The sequence below is a fragment of the Brachybacterium sp. AOP43-C2-M15 genome (assembly GCF_052446295.1).
GTDB lineage: Bacteria > Actinomycetota > Actinomycetes > Actinomycetales > Dermabacteraceae > Brachybacterium.
Genome location: NZ_JBQSWB010000006.1, coordinates 23,547 through 47,873, shown reverse-complemented (window position 1 = coordinate 47,873; position 24,327 = coordinate 23,547). Strand labels below are relative to the sequence as shown.

The 24,327-nt window shown below is 73.4% G+C and carries 22 protein-coding genes; 16 read left to right on the top strand and 6 right to left on the bottom strand.

Going from position 1 to position 24,327, the window contains the following annotated elements; all coding sequences use genetic code 11:
- Positions 1-28 precede the first annotated feature (28 nt).
- Positions 29-1,549, bottom strand: a complete 1,521-nt coding sequence (locus tag ACT3SP_RS07990; protein WP_444586737.1) for an amidohydrolase family protein — start codon at positions 1,547-1,549, stop codon at positions 29-31.
- Positions 1,550-1,654: 105 nt separating this feature from the next.
- Here ACT3SP_RS07990 and ACT3SP_RS07985 point away from each other — a divergent pair, with 105 nt between their 5' ends.
- From ACT3SP_RS07985 to ACT3SP_RS07960, 6 genes are all read left to right on the top strand, one after another.
- On the top strand, positions 1,655-2,647 hold the full coding sequence (locus ACT3SP_RS07985) for an ABC transporter ATP-binding protein (protein WP_444586736.1): 993 nt from the start codon (positions 1,655-1,657) through the stop codon (positions 2,645-2,647).
- Between the two features lie 44 nt (positions 2,648-2,691).
- Positions 2,692-3,540: an ABC transporter permease gene (locus ACT3SP_RS07980; RefSeq protein ID WP_444586735.1), complete on the top strand. Its 849-nt coding sequence runs from the start codon at positions 2,692-2,694 to the stop codon at positions 3,538-3,540.
- 28 nt (positions 3,541-3,568) lie between these two features.
- Positions 3,569-4,750, top strand: coding sequence for a sensor histidine kinase (locus tag ACT3SP_RS07975; protein ID WP_444586734.1), 1,182 nt, complete (start codon positions 3,569-3,571; stop codon positions 4,748-4,750).
- The gene (locus tag ACT3SP_RS07970) at positions 4,747-5,412 is read left to right on the top strand and encodes a LuxR C-terminal-related transcriptional regulator (protein ID WP_444586733.1); all 666 of its coding nucleotides are present in this window, start codon (positions 4,747-4,749) and stop codon (positions 5,410-5,412) included. Before ACT3SP_RS07975 ends, ACT3SP_RS07970 begins: the two co-directional genes overlap by 4 nt.
- Positions 5,413-5,445: 33 nt before the next feature.
- Complete coding sequence (locus tag ACT3SP_RS07965) at positions 5,446-6,381, top strand: bile acid:sodium symporter family protein (protein WP_444586732.1); 936 nt, start codon at positions 5,446-5,448, stop codon at positions 6,379-6,381.
- Between the two features lie 245 nt (positions 6,382-6,626).
- A complete protein-coding gene (locus tag ACT3SP_RS07960) occupies positions 6,627-8,501 on the top strand; it encodes an ABC transporter ATP-binding protein (RefSeq protein WP_444586731.1) in 1,875 nt (624 codons plus the stop codon).
- 23 nt (positions 8,502-8,524) lie between these two features.
- On the opposite strand, the gene ACT3SP_RS07955 is transcribed toward ACT3SP_RS07960, so the two are convergent.
- On the bottom strand, positions 8,525-8,896 hold the full coding sequence (locus tag ACT3SP_RS07955; protein WP_444586730.1) for a hypothetical protein: 372 nt from the start codon (positions 8,894-8,896) through the stop codon (positions 8,525-8,527).
- Between the two features lie 74 nt (positions 8,897-8,970).
- On the opposite strand from ACT3SP_RS07955, the gene ACT3SP_RS07950 reads away from it, so the two are divergent.
- The 3 genes from ACT3SP_RS07950 (at position 8,971) to ACT3SP_RS07940 (ending at position 11,304) form a co-directional block, all read left to right on the top strand.
- Positions 8,971-9,528: a helix-turn-helix domain-containing protein gene (locus tag ACT3SP_RS07950; RefSeq protein WP_444586729.1), complete on the top strand. Its 558-nt coding sequence runs from the start codon at positions 8,971-8,973 to the stop codon at positions 9,526-9,528.
- A gap of 130 nt (positions 9,529-9,658) precedes the next feature.
- The gene (locus tag ACT3SP_RS07945) at positions 9,659-10,480 is read left to right on the top strand and encodes an alpha/beta hydrolase (RefSeq protein WP_444586728.1); all 822 of its coding nucleotides are present in this window, start codon (positions 9,659-9,661) and stop codon (positions 10,478-10,480) included.
- 35 nt (positions 10,481-10,515) lie between these two features.
- Positions 10,516-11,304, top strand: a complete 789-nt coding sequence (locus ACT3SP_RS07940; RefSeq protein ID WP_444586727.1) for a class I SAM-dependent methyltransferase — start codon at positions 10,516-10,518, stop codon at positions 11,302-11,304.
- Here ACT3SP_RS07940 and ACT3SP_RS07935 read toward each other — a convergent pair.
- Positions 11,270-12,241: an arsenic resistance protein gene (locus ACT3SP_RS07935; RefSeq protein WP_444586726.1), complete on the bottom strand. Its 972-nt coding sequence runs from the start codon at positions 12,239-12,241 to the stop codon at positions 11,270-11,272. The genes ACT3SP_RS07940 and ACT3SP_RS07935 overlap by 35 nt on opposite strands.
- Before the next feature lie 108 nt (positions 12,242-12,349).
- Between ACT3SP_RS07935 and ACT3SP_RS07930 the strand changes: the two genes are divergently transcribed.
- From ACT3SP_RS07930 to ACT3SP_RS07915, 4 genes are all read left to right on the top strand, one after another.
- Entirely contained in the window at positions 12,350-13,579 is a 1,230-nt protein-coding gene (locus ACT3SP_RS07930; protein ID WP_444586725.1) for an SPFH domain-containing protein, read from the top strand.
- A gap of 22 nt (positions 13,580-13,601) precedes the next feature.
- Positions 13,602-14,972: a TFIIB-type zinc ribbon-containing protein gene (locus ACT3SP_RS07925; RefSeq protein WP_444586724.1), complete on the top strand. Its 1,371-nt coding sequence runs from the start codon at positions 13,602-13,604 to the stop codon at positions 14,970-14,972.
- A gap of 88 nt (positions 14,973-15,060) precedes the next feature.
- Positions 15,061-15,381 carry a hypothetical protein gene (locus tag ACT3SP_RS07920; RefSeq protein WP_444586723.1) on the top strand — a complete coding sequence of 107 codons (321 nt, stop codon included), beginning with the start codon at positions 15,061-15,063 and terminating at the stop codon, positions 15,379-15,381.
- 1 nt (position 15,382) lies between these two features.
- Positions 15,383-17,038, top strand: coding sequence for an FAD-binding dehydrogenase (locus ACT3SP_RS07915; protein WP_444586722.1), 1,656 nt, complete (start codon positions 15,383-15,385; stop codon positions 17,036-17,038).
- 28 nt (positions 17,039-17,066) lie between these two features.
- Here the strand turns inward: ACT3SP_RS07915 and ACT3SP_RS07910 are convergent, their stop codons facing one another.
- Both ACT3SP_RS07910 and ACT3SP_RS07905 read right to left on the bottom strand, forming a co-directional pair.
- Entirely contained in the window at positions 17,067-18,326 is a 1,260-nt protein-coding gene (locus tag ACT3SP_RS07910) for a prolyl oligopeptidase family serine peptidase (RefSeq protein WP_444586721.1), read from the bottom strand.
- 96 nt (positions 18,327-18,422) lie between these two features.
- Entirely contained in the window at positions 18,423-19,289 is an 867-nt protein-coding gene (locus tag ACT3SP_RS07905; protein ID WP_444586720.1) for an NAD(P)-dependent oxidoreductase, read from the bottom strand.
- A 92-nt stretch (positions 19,290-19,381) separates the two neighbouring features.
- Between ACT3SP_RS07905 and ACT3SP_RS07900 the strand changes: the two genes are divergently transcribed.
- Both ACT3SP_RS07900 and ACT3SP_RS07895 read left to right on the top strand, forming a co-directional pair.
- Entirely contained in the window at positions 19,382-20,602 is a 1,221-nt protein-coding gene (locus tag ACT3SP_RS07900) for an endonuclease/exonuclease/phosphatase family protein (RefSeq protein ID WP_444586719.1), read from the top strand.
- A 5-nt stretch (positions 20,603-20,607) separates the two neighbouring features.
- Positions 20,608-21,456 (top strand): sulfurtransferase, encoded by an 849-nt coding sequence (locus tag ACT3SP_RS07895; RefSeq protein WP_444586718.1) that lies wholly within the window; start codon positions 20,608-20,610, stop codon positions 21,454-21,456.
- A 47-nt stretch (positions 21,457-21,503) separates the two neighbouring features.
- On the opposite strand, the gene ACT3SP_RS07890 is transcribed toward ACT3SP_RS07895, so the two are convergent.
- A complete protein-coding gene (locus tag ACT3SP_RS07890) occupies positions 21,504-23,297 on the bottom strand; it encodes an alpha/beta hydrolase (protein ID WP_444586717.1) in 1,794 nt (597 codons plus the stop codon).
- An 81-nt stretch (positions 23,298-23,378) separates the two neighbouring features.
- On the opposite strand from ACT3SP_RS07890, the gene ACT3SP_RS07885 reads away from it, so the two are divergent.
- Positions 23,379-24,317, top strand: a complete 939-nt coding sequence (locus tag ACT3SP_RS07885; protein ID WP_444586716.1) for a phosphoglycerate dehydrogenase — start codon at positions 23,379-23,381, stop codon at positions 24,315-24,317.
- Positions 24,318-24,327: the final 10 nt, after the last annotated feature.

Here is a 24,327-nt window from a genome sequence, read left to right as displayed (position 1 = left end):
ACCGCTGTCCCCGTCCCCGCTGACGCGATCATCTCTGCGCTTCGAGCCGCCCCGCGACCACCGTCGCCAGCACGTCCGTCTCCCGCAGTCGCTGCGCCGCCTCGCGGGCGGCGGTCCCGACCATGAGCCCGTCCGGGCCGAGCGCGACGTCCGCGAAGAGATCCTCGCCGTGCTCGAGCAGCACCACGTCCGCCGGTCCGCCCGGACGCAGCGCAGTGACGCCGTCGGTCGAGGCGGCGAGGGCCTCGCGCGGCTGCAGCTGCTGCTCGGGATGCCAGCCGGGTCGGTCGTCGGCGCTGCGATGCACCGCGGCGGCCATCGCCAGCCACGGATCCAGCGGCGCGACCGGGGAGTCGGAGCCCAGCGCCAGCTCCACCCCGGCCGCGAGCAGGTCCCGCAGACGGAAGGCCTGCGCACCGTGGCCGGGCCAGATGCTCTCGGTGGCGTCGCGATCGTCCAGCAGGTGCGCGGGCTGCACCGAGGCCACCACCCCGAGCGCGGCCATCGCGTCCACGTCGTCGTCGGTGAGCATCTGCGCATGCTCGATCCTGGCCTCGATCCCCACCGCCCCGATCGCCGCGAGCGCGACCTGCGCCGCGGCGTCCCCGATCGCGTGCACCGCAGCGGTCAGGCCCTGCGCCCTCGCCCGGGTCAGCGCCTCCCGCAGCGCCTCCGGGCCCACGCTCAGCACCCCGCGCCCGGCGTAGCCGTGCCCGTCGGTGTAGGTGTCGCGGGTGTAGGCGGAGTGCGAGCCGAGCGCCCCGTCGACGATCACCTTGAGCGGACCCATGGTCACCAGGCCCCGCTCGTCGAGCACCGTGCCCGTCGGCCCGGGGGCGGCCGCGAGCTCCTCGGGGTACACGGCGGTGCGGATCCGCAGGCGCGGGCGCCGCCGCGGCCACGTCTCCCACGGCCGACCCCACTCCATGTCCGTCAGCCCCACGACCCCGCGCTGCAGGGCCTGGCGCTGCATCATCGCCGAGCCCGTCGCCACGGCCTCGGCGACCCCCGGCAGCTCGGGCAGGCGCGGGGCGAGGGCGAACCACTCCTCCTCGGCGAGGATCCCGTCCCGCGGCGGCACGCCCAGGGCGAGCAGCGCGGCGGAGTTCAGCCAGGCGTGGTGGGCGTCGCCGCCGATCAGCACCGTCGGCACCGCACCGGTGGCCTCGTCGAGCGCGGGGACCGTCGGCGGCACCGCGAAGTCCACCAGGCGGTGCCCGAAGCCGATCAGCGCCTGCCCGGGATCGACCGCGGAATCGCGGCGCAGGGCGAGCTCGGCCCGCACCCGCTCGAGGATCACCCCCACGCTGCCGGCCCCGGTGGTGTCCAGCCGGGCATGGGCCTGGGCGAGCTGACCGGTGTGGACGTGCTGGTCCCACAGCCCGGGCAGGGCGAGGGCCCCGCCGCCCTCGAGCACCTCCTCGCCGGGGTCCGCGGCGAGCTCCGGGGCGCGCTCGGCGATCGCCCCGTCCTGCAGGCGCAGGTCCACCGGGGAGGCCGGGGCCCGGCCGGACGCGGCATCGACGGGCCGCACCTGTCTGATCAGCACCGATCCAGACTAGCCGGGACGCGTGGGAAGGTCATGACGGCTGTCATGGGGCGGACGTGATCGCGGGGACTGGGACGGCCGCGGCGTGCACGGGAGGCTCGTGCCATGACATCGACGACCGCCTCCGCCCCTCCTGCACGGCCACCGGGCACCGCCGCCGCCCGCACCGCCGCCCGCACCGCGGCGATCAGCCTGCGCGGCGTCACCCGCCGCTACGGCGCCGTGCGCGCCCTGGACGGCCTCGACCTCGAGATCCGTCCCGGGGAGATCGTGGCGCTGCTGGGCCCCAACGGCGCCGGCAAGTCCACCGCCATGGAGATGATGGTGGGGCTCGCGACCCCGGACACCGGCGCCGTGAGCATCCTCGGCACCGATCCCACCACCGCCACCCGCACCGGGCTGATCGGCACCATGCTCCAGGCGGGCGCACTGCTGCCCGACCAGTCCGTGCGCTCCATGCTGCGGATGCTGCACTCCCTGCAGGCGCATCCGATGCCGATGGCCGACGTCGTCGCCCAGGCCGACATCGCCGACCTGGTCACACGGAAGATGGGCACCCTCTCCGGCGGCCAGGCCCAGCGGGTCCGCTTCGCGATCGCCCTGCTCGGCGACCCGCAGGTGCTGCTGCTGGACGAGCCCACCGTCGGCATGGACGTGGGCGCCCGCCGCGCCTTCTGGGACCAGATGCGCGAGGTCGCCGCGACCGGCCGCACCGTCGTCTTCGCGACCCACCACCTCGACGAGGCCGAGCGCGAGGCCGCCCGCGTTCTCGTCATGGACCGCGGCCGCGTGGTCGCCGACGGCACCGGCGCCGAGATCAGCGCCGTCGTCGCCGGGCGCGTGATCACCCTGCGCGGCGCCGCGCCGGAGCGGATCGCCGCCCTGCCCGGCGTCGAGAGCGCCGCGGCCGACGGGGCCGACCCGCGCCGCGTGCGCGCCGTCTGCTCCGACTCCGATGCGGCGCTCGCCGCGCTGTTCACCGGGGAGCTCGCCGCGGTCGTCCACGAGGTCCTGGTCTCCGCGCCCGGTCTCGAGGAGGCCTTCCTGCGGATCACCGAGCACGACGAGGACGCCGATCACGAGGGGGCGCCGCGATGAGCACCGCCGTCGGCCCCGCCCGGACCACCCCGAGGAGCACCCCGATGACCACGCCGACCGACTCCACCGTCCTCACCTCCGCCGACCGCCCCTCCACCGGCGACCACCCCGGCGGCCTCGCCCCCGCCGCGCCGCGCACGGCCGCCGCCCCGTCGGCCGCGAGCCGCACCCTCCGCTACGCCACCCACACCACCCGCATGACCGTCACCAACGTGGTGTTCATGGTCTTCACCATCGCTCTGCCGGTGGGCATGTACCTGCTGTTCTCGATGATGTTCGGCGAGCAGGACGACGGCCGGGCCCGCGGCATGATCATGGTGAACATGGCCGCCTACGGCGGGCTCGGCGCCGCCGTCACCGCCGGCACCCAGATCCAGGAGGACCAGCGCAACGGCTTCCTGCGCCAGCTGATCGTGGCGGGGCTGTCGCCGCGCTCCTTCCTCACCGGCTCCGTGATCGCCGCCAGCGCCGTGATCGTGCCCGCGCTGATCGCGGTGGGCCTGGTCGGGGTGGCCACCGGCGTCGAGGTGGGCCCCGTCCCCTTCGTCTCCACCATCGCCGTGCTCTGGCTGGGCCTGCTGCCCACCATCCTCGTCGGCATCGTGCTCGGCATGATCCTCAAGGGCGGCGCCGCGATGGCCGGCGGCGTGGTGACCATGATGGCGATGGCGATCTTCGGCGGGCTCTGGATGCCGCTGGAGATGTTCCCCTCCTGGATGCAGGCCCTCGGGCAGGCGATGCCCACCTACTGGATCTCCCGCCTGGGGGAGTGGTCGATGTACGGCGAGGCGCTGCCCGTGACCGGTCTGCTCGTGATCGGCGCCTGGACCCTCGTGCTCGGCGTCCTGTGCGCGCTCAGCCTCCGCCGCGCCGTGGGCCTGAAGCGTCGGTGACGGGGCGGACGCTGACACAATGACGGCCATGAGGACGTCCCCGCCGACGGAGTGGGGGGCCTGGATGCGCGGCTCCGAGGAGGAGGCCGCCGCCCGGCCCCTCACTCCCCGGGCGATCCACCGCTCCGCCGTCGAGTCCGGCGGCCTCGCCTTCGCGGTCCCGCCGGTGCTGTTCGTGCTGATCCCGATCGTCTTCGCCTGGATCGAGGCCCCGGGGATCGGGGCGCTCCTGGCCACGCTCGTGCTGCCCGTCTACGGGCTGCTGTTCGTCTACGCCACCGGGATCGGCCTGTACCCGCTGCGGGTGCGGCTGGCCTGGTTCGCGCTGTGCACCGCACTGATCCTGCTGCTGGTCCCGCTGCTCGGCGCCAACGTGCTGTACATGGTGATGTTCCAGGCCATGACCCATGTGCTGCTGCTGCCGTGGCGGTGGGCGGTGCCCACGATGCTGCTGATGAGCGTCACCGTGGTGGTGCTCGCCATGGTGTTCCAGGTGTACATCGCGGCGGGACTCGCGGTGATGGGCACCGTGATGGCCTGGGGCATCGGCTACGGGATCCGCCAGCAGGTGCTGCAGGAGCAGCTCGAGGCCGCCCAGCACCGCAACGCCGTGCTCGCCGTCGCCGCGGAGCGGGAGCGCATCGGCCGCGACCTCCACGACCTCGTGGGCCACTCGCTGACCTCCCTGACCATCTCCGCCCAGCTCGCCCGGCGCCTGCTCGACACCGATCCCGAGGCCGCCCGCGCGCAGCTCGCGCACATCGAGACCACCGTGCGCCAGGCGCTCGCCGACGTGCGCGCCACCGCGAGCGGCATGCAGACCGTGCGCGCCGCCACCGAGATCGCCTCCGCCCGCACCGTCCTCTCCACCGCCGGCATCCGGGCCGAGGTCCCCACCGCCCTGCCGCCGCTGCACGACGACCTCTCCGAGCTGTTCGGCTACGTCATCCGCGAAGGGATCACCAACATCGTGCGCCACTCCCGCGCCTCCCGCGCCACCATCGCCGTCGACCCCGACGCCGTCACCGTCCAGGACGACGGCATCGGCATCCCCGCCGGCACCGGCCGCACCGGCCTGCGCGGCCTCGAGGCCCGGGTGGTGCTCGCCGGCGGACGTCTCGAGGTCGACTCGAGCGGGACCGGCACCCGCCTCACCGCGCGCATGGGCGCGGCATCGGACGCGGGAGACACCGGGGAGGGCACGGCATGATCCGCCTCGTGGTCGCCGACGACCAGGCCATCCTGCGCTCGGGCCTGGTGGCGCTGCTGCGCCTGGAGACCGATCTCGAGGTGGTGGGGGAGGCGGCCGACGGGGCGGGGACCCTCGCCGCGGTCGCCGATCACCGCCCTGACGTGCTGCTGCTGGACGTGCAGATGCCCCCGGGGACCACCGCGGAGGGCGCCGCCGGGCCCGAGGACGGCATCGCCGTCGCCGAGAGGCTGAACAGCGGGGCGGGCGACAGCGGTGCGGGCGACGACGAGGGCCCCGTGCCGCGGATCATCGTGCTGACCACCTTCGGGCGCGCCGGCTACCTGCGCCGCACGATGGAGGCCGGGGCCCAGGGGTTCATGGTCAAGGACACCCCGGTCGAGCGCCTGGTCGACGCGATCCGTCGCGTGCACCAGGGCATGCGGGTGGTGGATCCCGAGCTCGCCGCGCAGTCCCTCGCCGTCGGCCCCAGCCCGCTCACCGCCAAGGAGACCGAGGTGCTGCAGGCCACCGCCGCGGGCGGCACCACCGCGGACATCGCGCGGTCGCTGTTCCTGTCCGAGGGCACCGTGCGGAACCACCTCTCCGCGGTGATCGGGAAGCTCGGGGTCTCCCACCGGGCCGAGGCCGTGAGGACCGCCTCGGAGAACGGCTGGATCTGACCCCCTCCGGGGCGATCCGACTAGCCTGCCGTCGTGCACACGATCGAATCCCTTCTCGGCCTGCTGATCGAGATCAGCGTGCCGGCCTTCGCGATCGCGTCCATGCTGTCGATGGGACTGCGCACCCCGCTGCGCGCCTTCCGCCGCCAGCTGCGCGACCGCCGCACGGTCCTGTCCCTGCTCGGCGCCAACTTCGTGGTGGTCCCGGCAGTGGGGACGCTGCTGATCTGGCTGCTCAACGGCCTGATGCCGCATCAGATCGCCGAGGGCTTCGTCATCGCGCTGTGCGCGGCGGGCGCGCCCTTCGTCCTCCAGCTGGGGGCGATGGCCCGCATCCCCTACGGCGAGACGGCCGGGCCGATGGCGGTGCTGCTGCTCGGCTCGATCGTGTTCATGCCGCTGGTGGTGCCGTTCCTGCTGCGGGACGTGTCCGTGCACGGCTGGTCGGTGGCGCAGCTGCTCCTGGGCACCATGCTCTCCCCGATGATCGCGGGCATCGTCATCGCGGCCGTCTGGCCCGCTCGCGCGGATCTGTTCGCCCGCATCGCCGGCAGCGTCGCCGCGGTCTCCGCGGTGCTGATGTTCCTCTCCGGCTTCGGCGCCAACTCGGGCCTGGTGCTCTCGCTGCTGCTCTCGCCGGTGCTGCTGGTCGCCGCCGGTCTGGTCGCGCTCGCCTTCGCCGCGGGACGCATCTCCGGGGATCTCGCCGGGAGCACCCTCACCGTCGCCGACGGGCCCGCGATCCTCACCAGCCAGCGCAACATCGCCGCCGCCCTGCTGGTGGCCCGCACCGGCGCGGATTCCGACGGTGACGGCTCCATCGTGGTCGCGATCCTGCTGCTGAGCGCGGTCGGTTTCGTGATGCTCGTGCCCTACTCGCTGGTCAGCGGCTACATCCGGCGCCGACGTGCCGGGGAGCGGGCCACGCTCGGGGTGCTGCTGGGCGTCGTCGGCCCCAGGGCGGACTGAGCGGCCTCTCCCCGCACCGCCCGCCCGGGCCCGGAGCGGGGCTCCCGGCCGCAGCTCCCGCCGGGCAGGACGCCTGAGCCGTCGCGTCGGCCTCTCCTCGCCGACGCCTCGGACATCCTCGAGCGCGGAACCCGGGCACGTGGCACCGGCCGCGCGGCGTCCGACGGGGCGTTTCGCTCAAGGCGTCACCGCTGCGAGCGCTCCGCCCTGTCCTCGCGCGGCGCCAGAGCCTAGGGTCGTGGGACGTGTCCTCCCTGCTGCGCATCGTCCGCTTCACCCGCACCCTCGCCCCTCTCTACACCGCGGTCATCGTCTGCTCGGTGCTGACCGCCGCCACGGCGCTCGCGGTGCCCTTCCTGATCGGCAGCGCGACGGACACCGTCGCCGGGGCCGTGAGCGGACAGGTCACGACCGGGACCGCCGTGCGCACGGTGGTGCTGCTGGCCCTCGCGGTGCTGGTCGCGGAGCTGCTGAGCACCGTGATCTCGAACGTGGGCGGCTGGTTCGGCGACGTGATGAGCAACCGGATGCGCACCATCCTCTCGGTGCGCTACTACGACAAGCTGCTGCACCTGCCGCAGCGCTGGTTCGACAGCGAGATCACCGGCACCATCGTCGCCCGGCTGAACCGCTCGATCACCGAGATCACGAACTTCGCGAAGACCATGTCGAACTCCTTCGCGTCGATGCTCATCACCACCGTCGCGGTGCTCGCCATCAGCGCCTGGTACGCCTGGCCGCTCACGCTGCTGCTGCTCGTCGTGTTCCCGGTCTACGTGTGGCTGACCTCGCTGACGTCGGTGAAGTGGCAGCGTCTCGAGGCGCAGAAGAACGAGCAGGTGGACATCGCTTCGGGGCGCTTCGCCGAGGTGATCGGGCAGATCAGGGTGGTGAAGTCCTTCGTGCGCGAGCGCGGCGAGCTGGCGGACTTCTCCCGCCGCTTCGGCTCCACCGACGCCACCACCCGCGCCCAGTCCACGCACTGGCACCGCATGGACGTGATCCGCCGGTCGTTCCTGAACGTCATCTTCTTCGGCATCTACGTGATCATCTTCGTGCGCACCGTGCAGGGGCAGTTCTCCCTCGGCGAGATGGTGCTGCTGATCCAGCTGATGAGCATGGCCAAGGCTCCGGTGGAGTCGATGAGCTGGGTGATCGACTCGGCCCAGCGGGCGATCGCGGGCTCGCGGGACTACTTCCGGGTGATGGAGACGGAGGTCGATCCGCGCACGGCGGCGATGCTCGGCGCACCGCTGGCCGACGGGTCCGCGGGGGCCGGCCCCACGGCGGACGACGGCCCGGAGCCGTCCGCCGACGACCTGGTCCCCGCATCGCCCGTCGAGCCGGTGCCCGGTGCCCCCGTGGTCGCCTTCCGCGACGTCTCCTTCGCCTACGAGGACGGCGAGGACGTGCTGCACGGCATCGACCTGGCGATCGAACGCGGGGAGAAGGTCGCGCTGGTGGGGGAGTCCGGCGGGGGGAAGTCGACGATCGTGAACCTGCTGCTGGGGCTGTACGAGCCGCGCGCGGGCAGCGTCGAGGTGGTGGGCCGCCCGAGCACCGAGCTGCCGCTGGACCAGCTGCGCTCGCGGATCGGGGTGGTCTTCCAGGACGCCTCGCTGTTCTCCGGCACGATCCGCGAGAACATCGCCTACGGCCGTCCCGGCGCGAGCGACGAGGAGGTGGTCGACGCCGCGCACCGGGCGAACGCCGACGCCTTCATCCGCCGCTTCCCGGACGGCTACGAGCAGCTGATCGGGGAGCGCGGCCTGAAGCTCTCGGGCGGACAGCGGCAGCGGATCGCCGTGGCGCGGGCGATGCTCAAGGACGCCCCGGTGCTGGTGCTGGACGAGGCCACCTCCGCACTCGACACCAAGGCCGAGATCCAGGTGCAGAAGGGCCTCGAGGAGCTGATGGCCGGCCGGACCTCGCTGATCATCGCCCACCGCCTCTCGACGGTCGCCGAGGTGGACCGCATCGTCACCCTGCGCGACGGGCACGTCGACGAGATCGGCAGCCCGGCCGAGCTCGCCGCGAGCGGCGGGATCTACGCCCAGCTGCTCGCGCTGCAGAGCTCCGGGGACACACGGCGCCTGGCCAAGTACGACATCACGGGCTGAGCCTCACCATCACCGGCTGAGCCTCACCGGGGTCCCGGGCTCCCGGCACCGACGGGGAGCTCGGCGGCGATCCGCTCGGCCTCGGACGTGCTGAGCAGCACCTCGTCGTAGCCGGTCACCGCGCGGTCCACGTGGATGCGCAGCAAGGGGAGCCCGCGCTTCATGGAGACCAGCCGACGGGTCCCCGAGGGGTGGCGGAAGGTGCCGACCTTGCGGTACCCGGAGACCACCAGCCCCGAGCGGACGCCGAGCATCTCCGAGGTCCAGCCGGGCTCGACCTGCACGGTGCGGATCGCCGCGTGCGGGATCTCGATCGCGCCTCGCCCCACCATGAGCGACTCCCAGCCGGGGAAGTCGATCCGGAGCCGTGATGTGTCGGTGCTGACCCGTGTCATCGTGCCACCTCGTCCTCGATAGAATGATCTCGTAGTGCGAACGTTATCACTCTGAGAACGGTAAGGGAAGGCCGATGTCGAACGATGCCTCGATCGCGGAGGTGGTCACGCACCCCGTGCGGCTGCGGATCCTCCAGCAGCTCGGCGGGCGCAGTCTGACGACCGCCCAGCTGCGCGACGCCCTGCCGGACGTCACACAGGCGACGCTGTACCGGCACGTCGCGACCCTCCTGGACGCGGGGATGCTGACCGTGGTCGAGGAGCGGAAGGTGCGCGGCGCCGTCGAGCGCACCCTCGCCCTCGGGGAGCAGATGGCGCACGTGGACCGCGACGGGCTGCGCGCGATGAGCGACGCGCAGCTGCGCTCGGCCTTCCTCGCCTTCCTCGGTGACGTCGCCGCGGACTTCGATCGGGTCGTGGACTGCGGCGACGAGGAGCTGCGCGAGTTCCTCGGCTTCGGGAGGGGGCCGGTCCACGTCGACGTCGAGGACCTCGCAGCGATCCAGGCCGGCTTCGCGGAGCTCCTGGCCCCCTACCGGGAGGACCGCGGAGAGGGGAAGCGCCGCCTCAGCCTCGCGACGATCCTCCTGCCGGAGGCGGGCGGCCCCGCCGCCGAGGAGACGACGGGCTGAGGAGCGGCTCACGGGACGGAAAAGGCCGTGCGCTCGGGAGGGCACCGGGCGCACCATGGGCGGCGGCCGCGCGACGAGCTCCGCGGCGGCCATCCGGCCCCGCACCCATCCGGCCCTCAGGAAGCTCTCCATGTCTGCCCTCTCCGCCCCCACCACCCTGATCGAGGACGGCTTCGACGCCGAGTCGGTCGCGCAGCGCGTCGACCATCGCGTGCTGCTTCCGGCCGACCGGTCGCCGGGCGAGCGTCTGCCCCTCGTCCTGCACCTGCACGGCGCCCTCTCCTCCGCCGCGTCCCTCGAGCTGCATCGTCCGCTCTACGACGAGCTGACGGTCTCCGGCGGGCTCCCGCGAGCGATCATCGCCTGCGTCAGCACACCGACCGTCGGCGGCTTCTACATCGACCGGCCCGGCGCCGCGTGGGAGTCGCTCGTCGCGCGCGAGTACCCGGCGCACCTGGAGGAGCGCTTCGGCCCGCTGGGTGAGACCGCGCTGATCGGATCCTCGATGGGCGGCTACGGGGCGCTCGCGATCGCCGTCGCCGATCCCGAGCGCTTCGCGGCCGTGGCCGCGATCTCCCCGGCGGTGTTCCCCGCGGAGGCGCCCGCCGAGGTCCCGGCCCGGAACATCCCCTCCGTGCTGGGCGATCTCCATTCCGCGATGTCCGGCGGCACCGGGGACCTCTCGGTCTACGCCGAGAACGACGTCCACGCCCGGGCCCGCCGCCGCGCCGCCGTGATCCGTGCCTCCTCGCTGCGGATCCTCATCGACTGCGGGGCGGCCGACGAGTTCCTGCTGCACGAGGGGGCGGCGCATCTGCACGGCGTGCTCGAGGAGCTGGGGATCGAGCACGGGTTCCGTCTGGTCGACGGCGCGGGCCACATGGACGATCCCGCCGTCACGAGGAGCCGCGACGCGATCGCCTTCCTGGGACGGGCCCTCGCCGCGACGTGACGCGGAGCCATCGCCGCTGTGGGGACAATGGCTCCATGAGCACCTGGAGCGGCGTGGCCGAGGCCTATCGGCGATCCTTCGCGACGCTGTGCGCGGGGAGCGTCCCCGCGCTGATCGAGGCCACCGCGCCGGGTTCTCGCCATCTCGACCTGGGCTGCGGGACCGGCGATCTCGCCCTCGCCGCCGCCCAGGAGGGCCGCCGCGTCCTCGCCGTGGATCCGGACCCGGACATGGTGACGAGCACCCGCGCCGCGGCACGGGCCGCGGGGGAGCACCTCACGGTCCTCGAGGCGGGTTCGCCGGTGCTCCCGGTCCAGGACGCCTCGAGGGACGCGATCACCGCGAACTTCGTGGTCAACCATGTGCCTGATCCGCGTGCGACGGTGCGGGATCTCGCCCGGGTCGCGGCCCCGTCGGCCGTGATCGCCCTGACGATCTGGCCGAGCGACCCCGGCCCGCACCTGGCGGCCTACGCCGCGGCGAGCAGGGCGGCAGGTGCCGTTCCCGTGCCGAGCACGCACCTCGTGCCGGAGCTGGACTTCGAGCGGTCGGCCGACGGGCTCGCGCTCCTCGCGGCGCAGGCGGGGCTGCGGATCGTGCGGGCCGAGGAGCTGCGCTGGATCTGGGAGATCACGGCCGAGGACCTGATCGCCGGGATCGCGGGAGGAGTCGGTGGCGCGGGCCGCCTCCATCGGGCGCAGACGGCTGCGGTGCGCGCGGACATCGAGCGGCGGGCACGGGAGCTGTGGAGGCCCTTCGCCGGGACGGGCGGCGTGCTCGCGTTCCCCGTCACCGCTGTGCTGGTAGCCGCGACCCGTCCCTGAGCAGCCGCGGCAGCACCCGCACCAGCACCACCATTCCCACCAGCTCCACGAGGGTCTGGGTGACCACCGCAGCGGGAGCGAGCGGGAAGGGCAGGGCGAGGGCCAGCGGCAGCACCACGAGCGAGTTCCGGGTCGCGCCCGAGAAGGTCAGGGCGCGCGCCTCGGGCACCTCGAGCCGGGCCAGGCGGGACACGAGGATCCCGGCCGCCGTCGCGAGCACGAGGAAGGCGAGGTAGACCGGCACCAGCGCGAGAAGCGCGGTCCCCGCCCCGAGCACTCGCGGGGTCTGCGAGGCCACCACGCACAGCAGCACCAGCACCATCAGCGGCACCATCGTCCCGGAGAGGTCGAGCGCGGGGACGAGGCGCTGCAGGAGCGCCGCGAGCAGCAGCGGCAGCAGGATCAGCAGCACCAGCGCGCGCAGGAAGGGCGCCGGGGAGAAGAGGTCCGCCGCGGCGCTGCCGGCGAGCAGCGGGACCAGCACCGGCAGAGCGAGCATCTGGGCGAGCATGAGCAGCGGTGTCGCCGCGAGCAGGCGCTCCCGGGCACCGCCCGCGAGTGCCGCGAACACGATGACGTAGTCGATGCACGGGGCGAGCAGCACCAGCAGCGCCGGCACCAGCAGCTCCGGTGCGCCGACCAGCGGCCGCGTGATCATCAGGACCAGCAGCGGCACGGCCACGAAGTTCACCGCCAGCAGGGCGAGCAGGAAGCGCCGATCCCGCAGGGAGCGGCCCAGCGCGCGCAGCGGGATCCCGAGGAAGGTCACCAGCAGCAGGGCCGCGATCGCCGGTTCGACCGCGATCTCGAGAGCCTCGGCGGTGCCCGGCAGGAGGGCACCGAGCAGGAGGCCGGCGGCGATCGCGCCCAGGTAGATCGGGACCTGGCGCACCTCGAGGCGATCACGCACTCGGTCACGGTGCCGAGGGATTTGCATGTCGGCACGGTATCGGGTGTTCCGGCCGCGGGTGTCCCAGCGGACGTCCGGGCGCGAGGGATAGCATGTCGGCGATCACACTCTCCCCGGGGGAACGAAGGAGCAGACATGGGATTCATCCAGGCATTCAAGGGTGCCATCGGCGGCACGTTCGCGGACCAGTGGAAGGACTTCCTGACCGTCCCGAGCGGCCTGCCGCAGACGGCGGCGCTGTTCCCGGCCCTTCCGCAGGGCACCAACGCCGGCCGCGGCTCGAACACCCGCGGCAGCGAGAACATCATCTCCAACGGGTCCAAGATCCTGGTCCCGCAGGGCTACGGCCTGATCACGGTCGTCGACGGCCGTGCGACGGGCCTGATCACCGAGGCCGGAGGTTACGAGTTCAACGACGCCTCGCCGGACGCCCGCTCGGTCTTCGCCGGCGACGACGCTCTCGCCTCGACCGTGGGCACCTCGTGGGAGCGGTTCAAGTTCGGCGGTCGCCCCTCCTCCCAGCAGCTCGCCTTCTACGTGAGCCTCAAGGAGATCCCGGACAACCGCTTCGGCACCCAGTCGGAGATCTACTGGGACGACGCCTACCTCAACGCCCAGGTGGGTGCCGTCACCCGTGGCTCGTACACGCTGCGGATCATCGACCCGCTGCTGTTCGTGCACAACTTCGTGCCCGCGAGCTTCATCTCCGCGAACGCTTCCGTGTTCGACTTCGCCGACCCGGACAACAAGGCCGGCAACCAGCTGTTCCAGGAGGTCGTCGGCTCGCTCGCGCAGGCCTTCTCCCGGTACACCAACGATCCCGACAAGGGCAATCGCATCTCTCGCATCCAGGGCGACTCGGTGGGCTTCGCGCAGTCGCTCTCGGCCGCCGTCGAGGAGGGCTATCGCTGGTCCAGCGACCGCGGCCTCGCGATCGTGAAGACGGCCATCGTCTCCATCGAGTACGACAAGAACACCCGCGAGCTGCTGAACGACGTCCAGAAGGCCGACGCCCTCTCCGGCGCCCGCTCGCAGTCCTTCATGAACCAGGCCGCCGCGCGCGGCGTGCAGTCCGCCGGGGAGACCGGCGGCGGCGCAGGGCTGGCGATGTTCGGCGCGGGCATGGGTGCTGCCGGCGGCATGGTCAACCCCGCCCAGCCCACGAACCCGTCCGGTCAGCAGGCCGCTCCTGCGCAGGGCGGACAGGAGCAGCAGGCGGCGCCACAGCAGGCGGCTCCTGAGCAGGCCGCGCCGCAGCAGGAGGACCCGGTGGCCAAGCTCGCCCAGTACAAGCAGATGCTGGAGCAGGGCCTGATCAGCGACGAGGACTACGAGGCGGCGAAGAAGGCCGCGCTCGGCCTCTGAGCCGGCCGAGCACCACACGACGATGACCGTTCCTCCGCAGGATCCGCCGGATCCCCAGGGTCCGCAGTGGGCACGCCCGGACCGGCCCGTCCCGCCCCAGGGCGCGGACGGGCCGGCCCCGCCCGCGTCCACCGGACAGCAGGAACAGCAGATGCTCGGGGACGAGGCCGTCGCGGAGGCGGCGGAGGCGGCGCGGAAGCACTCCGCGAACCGCATCATCGACACCAGCTCGAGCCGCGACGACGGCCTGAACAAGTGCCCGCGCTGCGGCAGCACCGACATCCACTACTCGCTCAGCGCGAAGGCGCTGTACTGCTCCTACTGCCGTCACACCTGGAACGAGGAGAACGCGGAGAAGGCCTTCGGGCTGGACTCGTCGATCGCCGACCTGCGCGGACACACCCTGGCCTCGGGCACCGCGGACGTCCGCGAGGACCTCACCACCATGACCCTGAAGTGCCAGGGCTGCGGGGCCGAGGTGGTCGTCAACGTCGAGAAGGAGCTGCAGGCCCGCTGTCACTGGTGCCGGCAGACGCTGTCCATCAACACCCAGATCCCCAACGGTGCGGTGCCCGACGCCGTGCTGCCCTTCCAGCTCACGCGTGAGGAGGCGGTCCAGCGGATCGACGAGTTCGCGGGCAAGCGCAAGACCTTCGCGCTGGGACGGTTCAAGGCCGAGTTCGTCCCCGACAACGTCATGGGCGTGTACATCCCCTACATGGTCGTCGACGGCAACATGCACGCGGTCCTGCGGGGCACCGGCGAGGTCACCACCCGGCAGTACACGGTCACCCGGGGCAGCGGGAAGAACCGCCGCACCGAGACGTACTACGACGCGGACGTCTACGCCGTCCAGCGCGCCTTCGACCTGCTGGTGGACGATCTCGCGGTCGAATCGGCCCAGCGCTACGACACCAAGGACAACCAGCAGGCGACCAACAACATCCTGGGCGCCGTGCAGCCGTACGACACCGAGAACGCGGTCGCCTACAACTCGAACTACCTCAAGGGCTTCACCTCCGAGCGGCGCGACCTCAACGTGCGCGACGTCGACGACGAGGTCGAGGACCGGTTCCTGGCGATCGCCCGCGCCAAGGCGACCCCCACCGTCGGCCGCTACGACCGCGGCGTGCGCTGGGAGCAGGAGGGCGTGGCCGTGCACGGCACCCGCTGGGTCTCGGTGTACGTCCCGGTGTGGCTGTACAGCTACGCGGACTCGGCCAAGGGCGAGGGCTCGCTCGTGCACTACATCGCCGTCAACGCCCGCAACGGCACCACGATGGGCTCCGTCCCGGTCTCCCATCCCAAGATCTTCGCCGTGGCCTGCGCGGTGGGCGGCGTCGCGACGGTCGTCTCCGCGGTGCTCGGCTTCAGCTGGTTCCTGATGGGATGAGGCCGACGACGATGACCCCGACACCGGCGACCCCGACACCGGCGACCCCGACACCGGCGACCCCGACACCGATCCCCAGGAGGCCGTGATGCTCCCGCTGCTCGCCGCGCTGTCCGCCGATCCGGGGACCGCGATGCTGCTGGCCGACTCCGATTCCGCGATCGCAGGCCTGATCGCTCCCTTCGTGATCGGACCGGCGGTGTTCGCCGCCGTCTACGGCGGGATCTACCGCTACTACCGCAACACGGACAAGCGCCATCACTTCGAGAAGGAGACCGACGTCCGCGTCGGCAACCTCCAGCAGCAGGACCGCAGGGTCGGCACCAACAACCGCCAGCGCAGCCGCAGCATGTCCGGCCGCAACAGCACCGACCACCTCACGCGGGTCGACCGCATCCGGGTGCAGTGAGGTGAGCGCCGAGGTGATCGTGGTCGGCGCCGGGCTGGCCGGCCTGGTGGCCGCCACCGAGATCGCCGACGGCGGCGGCAGGGTGCTGCTGCTCGAGCGCGAGGGCGAGCGGGACCTCGGCGGGCAGGCCTGGTGGAGCTTCGGCGGTCTGTTCCTGGTCGACACCCCGGAGCAGCGCCGCCTCGGGATCCGCGACAGCCTGGACCTGGCCCGCCAGGACTGGCTGGGCTCCGCCGCCTTCGACACCCCCGAGGACCACTGGCCGCGCCGCTGGGCCGAGGCGTACCTGCAGTTCGCGGCCGGGGAGAAGCGGGACTGGCTGCACCGGATGGGGCACCGGTCCTTCCCCGTGGTCGGCTGGGCCGAGCGCGGCGACGGCCGCGCCGAGGGGCACGGCAACTCGGTGCCGCGCTTCCACCTCACGTGGGGCACCGGTCCCGGGATCGTCGAGCCCTTCGCCCGGAAGCTCGCCGCGCATCGGGAGTCCGGGGCGATTACGCTGCGTCCCCGGCACGCCGTCGAGGAGATCCTCGTCGAGGACGGCCGCGCCGTCGGCGTGCGAGGGAGCGTCCTCGCCCCCGACGGGGCCCCGCGGGGCGTCGGCTCCACCCGGGAGGTGGCCGCGGAGTTCGAGGAGCGTGCGGCGGCGGTGCTCGTCGCGACCGGCGGCATCGGAGGGAACGAGGAGCTGGTGCGCTCGCTGTGGCCGGCCGAGCTCGGCACCATGCCGGAGGATGTCGTGCACGGGGTCCCCGCGAGCGTGGACGGGTCCGGGATGCTCGCCGCCGAACGGGCCGGAGCCCGCTGGATCCATCAGGACCGCATGTGGCACTACACCGAGGGGATCCGCAACTGGGACCCGGTGTGGCGCGGGCACGGCATCCGGATCCTGCCCGGCCCCTCCTCGCTGTGGATCGACGCGCGCGGGAACCGTCTGCCCGCGCCGGCCTTCCCCGGCTTCGACACCACCTCGACGCTGCGTCACCTGCGCACCACCGGGCACGACCACTCCTGGTTCGTGCTCACGCGGAAGATCATCGAGAAGGAGTTCGCGCTCTCCGGCAGCGAGCAGAACCCGGACCTGACCGGCAAGGACTGGAGGCAGGTGCTCGGCCGCATCAGGCCCGGCGCCCCGGGTCCCGTGCAGGCCTTCCTCGATCACGGGGAGGACTTCCTGCAGGCCGCGACCGTCCCCGACCTGGTCGCGCGGATGAACGCGCTGACCGGGGAGGACCTGCTCGATGCCCACGACCTCGAGCGCGTGATCCGGGCGCGGGACGCCGAGGTGCTGAACCGCTACTCGAAGGACGCCCAGATCACCGCCCTGCACGGGGCGCGGACCTACATCGGGGACCGCCTGATCCGCACCGCGAGCCCCCATCGACTGCTGGATGCGTCGGCCGGTCCGCTGATCGCGGTGCGGCTGCACGTGCTGCTGCGCAAGACCCTCGGCGGCCTCGAGACCGACCTCGGCGGGCGGGTGCAGCGCGGGCCGGGCGGCGGGGCCGGCGCGCTGCCGGGGCTGTACGCGGCGGGCGAGGCGAGCGGCTTCGGCGGCGGCGGGATGCATGGGCACAACGCCCTCGAGGGCACCTTCCTCGGCGGCTGCCTGTTCTCGGGTCGACAGGCCGCCCAGGGGATCCTGGCGGATCGGTGATCGGGGCAGGGGCTCGGGGGCGTGGTCCTCAGAGCCGCTGCGCCGCCGTCCACTCCCACAGGCTCTCGCCCTCGTGCGAGGGGTCGTCGCGGGCCGCGTAGATCCAGGAGAAGTGGCCGGGATAGTCCACGCCCTCCCAGGTCACCGTGTCGTACAGGCTGAGGATCGATCCCTCGATCAGCTCATGGGCGTGCACCGTGTTCGCGATCGGGTCGACGGTGGCGTCGTCCGCGGAGGTGATCAGCCAGGTGGGCTCGGTGATCGATGCGAGCTCGGAATCCGGGATCAGCGGGCCCGGGATGTCGCCGTACTCTCGGACCACCCCGCAGATCGGCACCGCGGAGGCGAACACCCCCGGGTTCTCGACGACCATCTTCAGGGTCATGTAGCCGCCGTTGCTGGCGCCGGTGACGTGGATCCGGTCGCGGTCGACGGGGTGCGAGGCGGCGACCTCCTCGATGATCTCCATGACGAGGGGCTCGAAACGGGGTCCGTCCTCCATCCAGGCCGACGGGCACTGCGGCGCGAGGACGAGCGCGCCGCCGAGGATCTCCTGCGCCTCGGCGGTGGCGGGGCCGAGGGCGCCCCGGTTGGCTCGCAGCGCGGTCTCGTTGTCGTAGTACTCGCCGCCGTCCTCCCCGAACCCTCCTTCGCCGCCGCCGTGCAGCCACACCACGAGCGGCAGCGGATCCGTCCGCCCGTCGCGCGGCGGGCTGAACAGGCGGTAGTTCGTGCCCGAGGCGGAGACGTGCGCGGTGAAGGCGTCGACCTCGGGGCTCACGAGATCGCCCTGCACGAGAGCGGAGATCCACGGGACGCCGCCGCCGCGGACGGGCAGCGGCTCGTTCTGGGTGAGCGTGTACTCGAGGTCCAGCTGCACGTTGCGGGCCGCGTCCTCCTTCCAGCCCAGGGTGTCCGCCCCCGCGACACCGAAGCCGTGCTCGAGCTCCACCGTGATCCGGCCGCGAGGGTCGATGCTCGCCGCGGTGACCGTCCTGTCGAGGTCGAAGGCCTCCTCGCCGGTCAGCGGATCGGTGGCGCGGGCGTTGACGGTGAAGGTCGAGGCGGGCAGCTCGCCCGCGACCAGACCGCCCTGGCGGGAGGCGTCGATCGTCACCGAGACGATCTGCTCCCCGCCGTCGAGCACCTCGGCGTCCAGGGTGACGTCGGCGCGGCGCTCGCGGCCGGGCGCCGGAGGGCTCGCGACCGCCGTCGGGGCGAGGCCGGCGGTCGCGAGGGCCGCCGTCCCGGTGGCCAGGAGGGTGCGGCGGCGCACGGGGCTGCTCATGGGAACTCCTTCGTCCGGAGGGGCCGTGACGTGGCTCACCTCTCGCCGGCGAACCTAGCGACCCCGTCCCGGACGGTCAATGCCCCCGGCGCGGTCTCACCCGCCGGTGCGCTCGGCGCCCGGCAGCAGGATCGTCGAGAAGTCGTCCTCCCCGCGACCGGCGGCGATCTCCGCGTCCAGCGAGGCCAGGGCGCCGCGGAGGGCCGGGAGGTCGGCGCCGGGCCGCTCGCCGTCCTGGACGGTGTCGATCATCAGGCGGGCGTCCTTGGCGATCGCGTCCGCGGTGAAGTCCCCGCCCTCGGTGCTGCGCTCGCCGCGCACGAACGGCCCTTTCATCCCGGCGAGGAACGCGAGCCCGGTGCCGCCCAGCATCTCCAGCGCGTCCTCCGCGCAGACGCCGGTGGCCTCCGCGAGCGCGAGCGCCTCCCGCAGCCCCTGCGCACTGACGGCGAGGGCGAGGTTCGCCAGCAGCTTGCCCACGGCGGCCCGGCGCGCCGAGTCCACGCCGCGCAGCCGCTCCGGGTCCGCCCAGGGGGCGACGAGCTCGAGCACCTGGGCGCGCAGCGCCTCGTCGGGCGTGCCGACGTACACGCCGAGCGCCCCGCTGCGCGCCGGCCCCAGCGAGCCGACGACGGGCACGGCCACGTAGGTGGGCACCGCGGCGGCGAACTCCTCGGCGTCCGCGGGGGAGACGGTGGTGGTGTCCACCCAGGGCACGTCGGCGGGGATCAGTCCCGGCTCGAGCACCGTCTCGCGCACGGCAGGTGGGCCGAACAGCGAGGTGATGACCAGCTCGGCGCCCTCGACCGCCGCAGCGGCGGTGCGGGCGACCGCGGCCCCGGCCTCGGCGAGGCGCGCGGTGCGCTCCGTCGTGCGGTTCCAGACGGTCAGCTGGTGACGGGGGAGCAGGTGGAGGGCGAGCTCAGTGCCCATGCGGCCGGTGCCCAGGAACGCGATTCTCATGCGTCCAGTCTCTCATCGCGCCCGCATCCGGCGCGTCTCGCGGCGTCGGCGGTGCGGTGCGGGACCCGTGCCGGAGAGTGCACAATGGGAGCATGACTCCTCGCGTGACCCGTCGTCGAGCGCTCGTCGCGGCCGCCGCCGCCGGGCTCGGCCTGCCTGCTGCGGCCGAGGCCGCCCCGGCCCCCGCACGCGGGCGGGGCCGCTTCCAGAACCTGCGGGTCGCGACCTTCAACGCGTCCCTGAACCGCGCGAAGGACGGGCAGCTGCTCGAGGACCTCGCCGGCGGGAAGGACGAGCAGATCCGGGCGGTCGCGGAGATCATCCAGATCAACAATCCCGACGTCCTGCTGCTCAACGAGTTCGACCACGACGAGGACGGCCGCGGCATCGACCTCTTCCGCGAGAAGTTCCTCGAGGTCCCGCAGAACGGGAAGAGCCCCGTCTTCTACCCCTACGCCTTCACCGCACCGGTGAACACCGGGGTGCCCAGCGGTCTCGACCTCGACCGCGACGGCAGCGTCGGCGGGCCCGACGACGCGTGGGGCTTCGGCGAGTTCCCCGGCCAGTACGGGATGGTGATCCTCTCCCGGCACCCGATCCTCACCGAGAAGGTGCGCACCTTCCAGCACCTGCTCTGGTCGGACATGCCCAGCAACCTCATGCCCACCGAGTTCTACGGCCCGGAGATCTCCGGGAAGATGCGCCTGAGCTCGAAGTCCCACTGGGACGTGCCGGTGCGGATCGGCACCACCACGCTGCACGTGCTCGCCTCCCATCCCACCCCGCCGAGCTTCGACGGTCCCGAGAAGCGCAACCAGCGCCGCAACAGCGACGAGATCCGCCTGTGGGCGGACTACCTCAGCCCCGGACGGCGCGCGAACTGGATCATCGACGACGAGGGCGGGCGCGGGGGCCTCGCCCCGCGCGAGCAGTTCGTGATCCTCGGCGACCAGAACTCCGATCCGCTGGACGGCGACTCCTGGCCGGGTGCGATCGACCAGCTGCTCGGCCATGCCCGGGTCCAGGACACCAGGCCCGCCAGCGAGGGCGCCGCGGAGGCCGCGGAGCAGCAGGCGGGGGCGAACCGCGACCACCGCGGCGAGGCCCGGTTCGACACGGCGGACTTCGGCGACGATCCCTCCCCGGGCAACTTGCGGGTCGACTACGTCCTGCCCTCGCGGTCGCTGCAGGTGGTCTCCTCCGCGGTGTACTGGCCGCAGCAGGGACAGCCCGGCAGCGAGCTGACCGGCGTGCACCCCTTCCCCGCCTCGGACCACCGCCTGGTGCGGGTGGACCTGCAGCTGAAGGCCTGAGGCGGATGACCGCCGCGCTGCCGCCGATCATCGACGTCCCGCAGCTGCGAGCCCTGCGCGAGCAGCGCGCGGCGCAGGGCCGCCCCCTGCATCTGCTGGACGTGCGCTGGGCCCTGGACGGCTCGAAGGGCCGCCACACCTACCTCGCGGGACATCTGCCGGAGGCCGTGTACGTCGACCTCGACACCGAGCTCGCCGCCCCCGCCCGCCCCGCGGCCGGCCGGCACCCGCTGCCGCGGCCCGAGGACTTCGCGGCCTCGCTGCGCCGCGCCGGGGTCACCGAAGGGGCGACGGCGGTGGTCTACGACGACGCCGACGGCGCCCCGGCCGGTCGCCTGGCGTGGATGCTGCGCGCCCTCGGCCACGACGCGGCCGTGCTCAGCGGCGGGCTGGGCGCCTGGGACGGCCCGCTCGAGACCGACGACGTGCAGCCCGCTCCGGGGGACGTCACGGCCCGCGACTGGCCCGAGCGCCGGATCGCGAGCGCCGACGAGGTCGCCGCCGGGGACGCGCTGGTGGTCGATGCCCGCGCCCCGGAGCGCTATCGCGGCGAGGTCGAGCCGGTCGATCCGCGCGCCGGGCACGTGCCCGGTGCCGTGAACCTCCCCTTCTCCGGGAACCTCGACGAGCAGGGCCGCTTCCTGACCCCCGCCGAGCTGCGCCGGCGGTTCGAGGACGCGGGCGTGCGCGAGGACCGCGAGACGATCGTGTACTGCGGGTCCGGTGTCACCGCCGCCCATGACGCGCTGGCCCTGGAGAGCGCCGGCTTCGGCCGGGTGCGGCTGTTCCCCGGCTCGTGGTCGCAGTGGAGCGCGGATCCGGAGCGGCCCGTCGCCGTCGGCCCGACCCCCTGAGCCCCGATCCCCTCAGCCCCTGAGCATCCGGGCGGGTCGGCCCCCGTTCAGCCCTGCGGGGTGATCGCCCGGATCGCGTCGACGATCGCCCGGTGCTCCCGGATCTGCACGCTCAGCTCCGCCTCGGTGACGTCCTGACCCAGCACGGCGGCCCAGATCGGGACCATCTCCTCGTGGTACGAGTGCCCGTGCCCGCCGCGGGCCGCGATCGACAGCGGCATGTCCGCCGCGATCTGCCAGAAGGTGATCCAGGGGAACCAGCGCATCGCCGGGGTGACGTCGTGCCCCACCCGCTCCTGCAGCCAGGCGGGCTCCCGCCACAGCAGCGAGAGGTCGAGCCAGACCACCGGGTCCGAGGGGTGCTGGGCGTAGACCACGCGCGGATGCTGCCAGGGCTCGTAGAGCCCGCCCCAGTAGTTGCGGTGCAGGTCCTGCGGACGGGTCACCACGCGGACGTGACGGCCGCTGTCGATGATCGGCGCGACCGCCGGGGAGCCGGGGCGGGCGCGGGCCGTGAGCTGCTGCCACAGCGGCGTGAAGCTCGGGGTGCCGGTCCACACCGCGCCGTCGACGGTGGTGAGCATCTCCCGCACGTCGCGGAAGGCGCTCTGGCCGCCGAAGGAGCCCAGCGACTCCCCGGCCACGTACAGGGACGGGCGGCGCTCGGCGGGCAGCTCGGCGAGCCGGCGGCGCACCGCCCCCAGCAGCAGCCGCCCCGCCTGCTCGGGGGTGCGGCGGTCCGCCAGATAGGCGAGGGGGCTGGGCAGATAGGAGTACTGGATCGAGGCGGTCGCGCAGTTCCCGGCGGTGAGGAACTCGATCGCCGCGAGCGACCACTCCTGCAGCCAGCCGGTGCCGGTCCCGGTGAACAGCACCAGCACCTCGCGGTCCCAGGCCCCGGTGCGGTCCAGCTCCGCCACCACCGCCTGCGCGGTCTCCTCGAGGGAACGCGAGGCGGAGCGCGCAGCGTAGACCCGGATCGGGTCGAGCGCCGGGCGGCCGACGGTGCGGGCGATGAGCTCGCGGTCCGCCCCGGCGGAGACGATCTTGCGCCCCGGGGCGCCGAGGGACTGCCAGGTCTCGAGGGATCCCGGCCCGCCCGAGCGCAGCGAGGAGGTGGGCCGCGGCACATCGGGGGAGATCAGGCGGTTGGCGGCGTCGGCCCGCTCGATCATGCCCTCGAGCACGCGGCCGCGGATCAGCCGGTCGGTGATCACGGCGACCGTCGCCGCGGTCAGCAGCAGCGAGAGCACCCCGACGATGCGGGGCGGCAGGTAGGGGCGCAGCAGCGCCCGGTACAGGCGCGCGGTGGCGAGGGTGGAGCGGGCCACCAGCAGCGCGCCGACGGACGCGCCGAGACCCGCGGCGGAGCCGACCACGTGCGTGGCGAGGTTCTTCGGCTCCTGCTGCACGAGGTGGCTGATCTCCCGCTGGCGCAGCACGCCGCGCACCCAGGAGTACGCGGTGATGCCCACCAGCGCGCTCGCACCGACCCAGCGGGCCCGTCGGCGGTGCCCGGGGGCGATCTCGACCTGCAGCCCGAGCTCCCGCGCCACCCGGTGCAGGGCCCGGCCGGCGAGGGCGCCGCTGGCGTAGCCGTAGACCTCCGACAGGCCGATGTTCGCCGCCCACATCCACCAGGTGCGCGGCAGCAGGCTCGGCGAGGTCGAGATCCAGGCGGTGACCGAGGCGCCGAGGAAGCCGCCGGTGTCCAGAGGGGCGACGATCGCCGTGCGGCGGGCCCGCCGGCGGGTGCTCCGCGTCGCGGCGCGCAGGGTACGCAGGGCACCGCCGGCGATCCGTGCCAGGGACGACGGGGACGGTGCGGTACCGGAGGGCATGCGGGAAGGCTATCGGTCCTGCCCGAGGGTCGGCATCCGAGATATGCGCCGTCGCGGGGGGCGGCTCCGTAGTCTGGGGGCATGAAGATCCTGCTGCCCGACACCGTTCCGCTGGACCCCGCGCTGCCCGAGGGCTGGGAGGCGGTGGTGGTCGACGCCCGCGCCGAGATCCCCGCCGAGCACCATGACGCCGCGGCGCTCGTGGTGTGGGGGTCCTCCCGCCGCCACCTCGCCTCCGCGGCCGAGCACCTCGGCGGACTGCGCCTGGTGCAGTCCCTCGCGGCGGGCGTCGAGGGGATCCTCGCCGCCGGCTTCGGGAAGGACGTGGTCATCGCCGCCGGCGCCGGCCTGCACTCGGCCACGGTCTCCGAGCACGCCCTGGCCCTCCTGCTGAGCCTGGTGCGCCGCCTGCCCGAGAGCCGCGAGGCCCAGCAGCGCCACGAGTGGTCCCAGGAGCTCGGCGGGCTGCAGCCCCTGCATCCCGAGGGGCGGATCACCACCCTGCTCGACGCACGGGTGCTGATCTGGGGCTTCGGTCAGATCGGGCAGACCCTCGCCCCGACCCTGCAGGCGCTCGGCGCCGAGGTGCGCGGGGCGGCCCGCAGCGCCGGCACCCGCGCGGGCGTCGAGGTGATCGCCGAGGACACCGTCCTGCAGACGCTCCCCGAGGTCGACAGTCTGGGGAACAACCTGCCCGCCACCGAGGCGACCCGCGGGGTCGTCGGCCGGGAGGTGCTCGCGGCGCTGCCGGACCATGCCCTGCTGGTCAACGTGGGCCGCGGCGCCACGGTCGATCAGGACGCGCTGCGGGAGGCGCTCGAGGCGGGGACGCTGGGCGGCGCCGCCCTCGACGTCACCGAGCCCGAGCCCCTGCCGGCCGAGGACCCGCTGTGGGATGCGCCGCGGCTGCTGATCACGCCCCACGCGGCGGGAGGCCGCCCGGTGGGCGCCGACGAGCGGATCACCCGCAACCTGCAGGCGCTGGAGGGCGGCGGAGAGATCCTGCACGTCGCCCGCTGATCCCGGGACG